The organism is Micromonospora sp. ATLC20, assembly GCF_057196585.1.
Window position 1 is genome coordinate 1 of sequence record NZ_JBXUOV010000331.1, and the last position, 2,795, is coordinate 2,795.

The 2,795-nt window shown below is 74.3% G+C and carries 3 protein-coding genes; 1 reads left to right on the forward strand and 2 read right to left on the reverse strand.

Going from position 1 to position 2,795, the window contains the following annotated elements:
* Positions 1-62 precede the first annotated feature (62 nt).
* Positions 63-509 (reverse strand): hypothetical protein, encoded by a 447-nt coding sequence (locus AC2CHG_RS30965; protein WP_366619990.1) that lies wholly within the window; start codon positions 507-509, stop codon positions 63-65.
* Positions 491-1,150, reverse strand: a complete 660-nt coding sequence (locus AC2CHG_RS30970; protein ID WP_262013451.1) for an HNH endonuclease family protein — start codon at positions 1,148-1,150, stop codon at positions 491-493. The genes AC2CHG_RS30965 and AC2CHG_RS30970 overlap by 19 nt, the downstream gene beginning before the upstream one ends.
* 108 nt (positions 1,151-1,258) lie before the next feature.
* Between AC2CHG_RS30970 and AC2CHG_RS30975 the strand changes: the two genes are divergently transcribed.
* The coding region (locus tag AC2CHG_RS30975) for an MFS transporter (protein WP_484526157.1) at positions 1,259-2,795 on the forward strand (1,537 nt) is incomplete at its 3' end.

The following is a 2,795-nucleotide window of genomic DNA, read 5'->3' on the forward strand; positions in this document are numbered from 1 at the left end:
ACCACAACACCGCCGCGGCCCGGCCCCCGCCGGCCCGGGGGCCCCCCCCGCTTCGTCGTCGGTCAGCCCTCGGGACGGTTGAGCAGGCCCACCGCGATCGTGTGCACGGCGTCCAGCGCGGCCGGGTCGGCCAGCGGCGCGGAACCGCCGGTGACCGCGTACCACTCGTCGGCGTCCTTGTACTGCACCCGCAACGTCACCCGGCCGTCGGCGTGCTCGGTGCGCAGCGTCAGCTCGCCGGTCACCACGCCCACCTCGTCGGTCATGACCCCGCCCGGACCGGCGGTGATGTCGGTGGTGCGGTCCGCCGGTCCGGCCGGCGCGCCCCCGGCCGGAGCACCCGGCACCGCGTCGGCGGTCATGCCCGCCCCGGCCACGTCCGCGGACGCCGGCTGCCGGCCGTCCGCCGTCATCCCGGCCGAGGCCGGACCGGCGGGTACGGCGTCTGTCTCCGGCGTGCCCGCCGGGGCCGGTGTGGCGTCCGGCCCGGTCACGGTTTGCTCGCCCATGTGCAGCCCTCCAGCATGTCGGTGAGAGCGGCCTTCTCGGCACTTGTCACAGTCAGCCGCCAGTAGTGCTTGACCGTCACCCAGTCCGCCGCGTACTGACACCAGGACGACCGGTTCGGCGGCTTCCACTGGGACGGATCCTGGTCACCCTTTGCCCGGTTGGACCGCGCCGAAACCGCGATGAGCTGCGGCCGGGTCAGGTCGTTGGCGAAGTCGCCCCGCTTCGAGTCGTCCCACTCGGCCGCGCCCGACCGCCACGCGGCGGCCAGCGGCACGGTGTGGTCGATGTCCACGTCCGACGGGTCGTTCAGCACCACACCGTCGTAGACGCTCTCCCACCGGCCGCCCACCACGTTGCAGCCGGACAGCTTGATGCCCTCGCCGTCGCGTTGCAGCACGCTGTCGCGGACGTCGCAGTTCTTGCCGGTGCCGCGCCAGTGCGGGAAGCGGGAACGGCTGTAGCCCTTCATCGACCCGGCCGTGGCCACTGTGAGCTCACCGAGCTGCTTGTTGACGTTCCCGGCGGCGCTCGGTGGCGCCTCCGGCTCGGTGACCGACACGTCGCAGCCGGCCACGCCGAGGGCGAGCACCGCGCTCAGCGCGGCCGCCAGCCCGGCTCGGGCTCCTGATCTCGTACGCACAGACGACACCTCTCCAGCTTGCGTGCTCCGGGCGAGTCCGCACAGTACCCGGCGGCGGTTTCCGTGATTCGTGGCGTCGAGGATGGGCGGCGGGCAGAGTGGTGAGACGTGACCGCACCCGCTCCTGCGCTGCGTACCGGCTCCGCCGCCGGACGCGGCACCCTGCTCGCCGCGATCCTCGCCTCCGGCATGGTGTTCCTCGACAGCACTGTCGTCAACGTCGCGCTGCCGCGCCTCGGCGCCGAACTCGACGCCACAGTCGCCGGTCTGCAGTGGACCGTGAACGGCTACCTGCTCATGCTCGCCGCGTTCGTCCTGCTCGGGGGTGCGCTCGGCGACCGGTTCGGGCGGCGGCGCGTCTTCCTGCTCGGCGTGGTCTGGTTCGCCGTGGCGTCGGTGCTCTGCGGGCTGGCCCAGGACACCGGCTGGCTCGTCGCCGCCCGGTTCCTCCAAGGCGCCGGCGGGGCGCTGCTCACCCCCGGCTCGCTGTCCGTGCTCCAGGCCAGCTTCCACCCCGACGACAGGGGCCGGGCCATCGGCACCTGGTCCGGGCTGTCCGGGGTGTCCACCGCGCTCGGCCCGCTGCTCGGCGGCTGGCTCATCGACACGCTCTCCTGGCGGTGGATCTTCTTCGTCAACCTGCCGCTCGCAGTCGGCGTGGTGCTCGCCGCGCTGCGCTGGGTGCCGGAGAGCCGGGACGAGGAGGTCTCGCGAACCGGGGAGGGGCGGCGGTTCGACGTGGCCGGCGCGCTGCTCGGCGCGCTCGCGCTCGGCGGAGTCACGTACGCGCTGATCGACGCCCCGGCGCGCGGCCTGGACTCCCCGGCGGTGCTCGCCGCGGCGGTGCTCGGGGTGGTCGCCGTGGTGGTCTTCGTGCTGGTCGAGCGGCGGCGCGGTGACACCGCGATGCTGCCCACCGGGCTGTTCTCCAGCCGGCTGTTCTCCGTGCTGAACGTCTTCACCGTGGTGGTGTACGCGGCGCTCGGCGGGTTCACCTTCTTCCTCGCCGTCTACCTGCAGAACGTCGTCGGCTGGTCGGCGCTGCTCACCGGCCTGGCCACCGTGCCGATGACGGTGCTGCTGCTGGTCGGCTCGCCGCGCGCCGGCGCGCTGTCGGCCCGCATCGGGCCCCGGCTGCCGCTCACCGTCGGGCCGGTGATCGCCGCCGTGGGTCTGCTGCTGCTGCGCCGGGTCGGGCCGGGCGCGTCGTACTGGGTGGACGTGCTGCCGGGCGTGGCGCTGTTCGGCGCCGGGCTCACGCTCGTGGTGGCGCCGCTGACCACGTCGGTGCTCGGCGCCGTGTCGGACCGGTTCGCCGGGGTGGCGAGCGGTTTCAACAACGCCGCGTCCCGGGCCGGTGGCCTGCTCGCGGTGGCCGCGTTGCCGCTGCTGGTGGGGCTGTCGGGCACCGGGTACGAGCAGAAGGGCGCGCTCGCCGACGCGTACCGGGGGGCGCTGGCGTGGTGCGCGGGGCTGCTGCTCGCCGGCGCGGTGCTCGCCGCCGTGCTGATCCACCGCCCGCCGAAGCAGCGCGGGGGGGGGGGGGGGGGGGGGGGGGCCGATACGCCGGGCTGCTACTGGCCCGAACCGAAGGTGTCGCAGGACTTCGGGTCACCGGTGGTGAAGCCCTTGGTGAACCACTGCT

Coding starts and splice junctions, on each gene's coding strand:
- AC2CHG_RS30965 (WP_366619990.1), bottom strand. CDS start 509: ATGGGCGAGCAAACCGTGACCGGGCCGGACGCCACACCGGCCCCGGCG.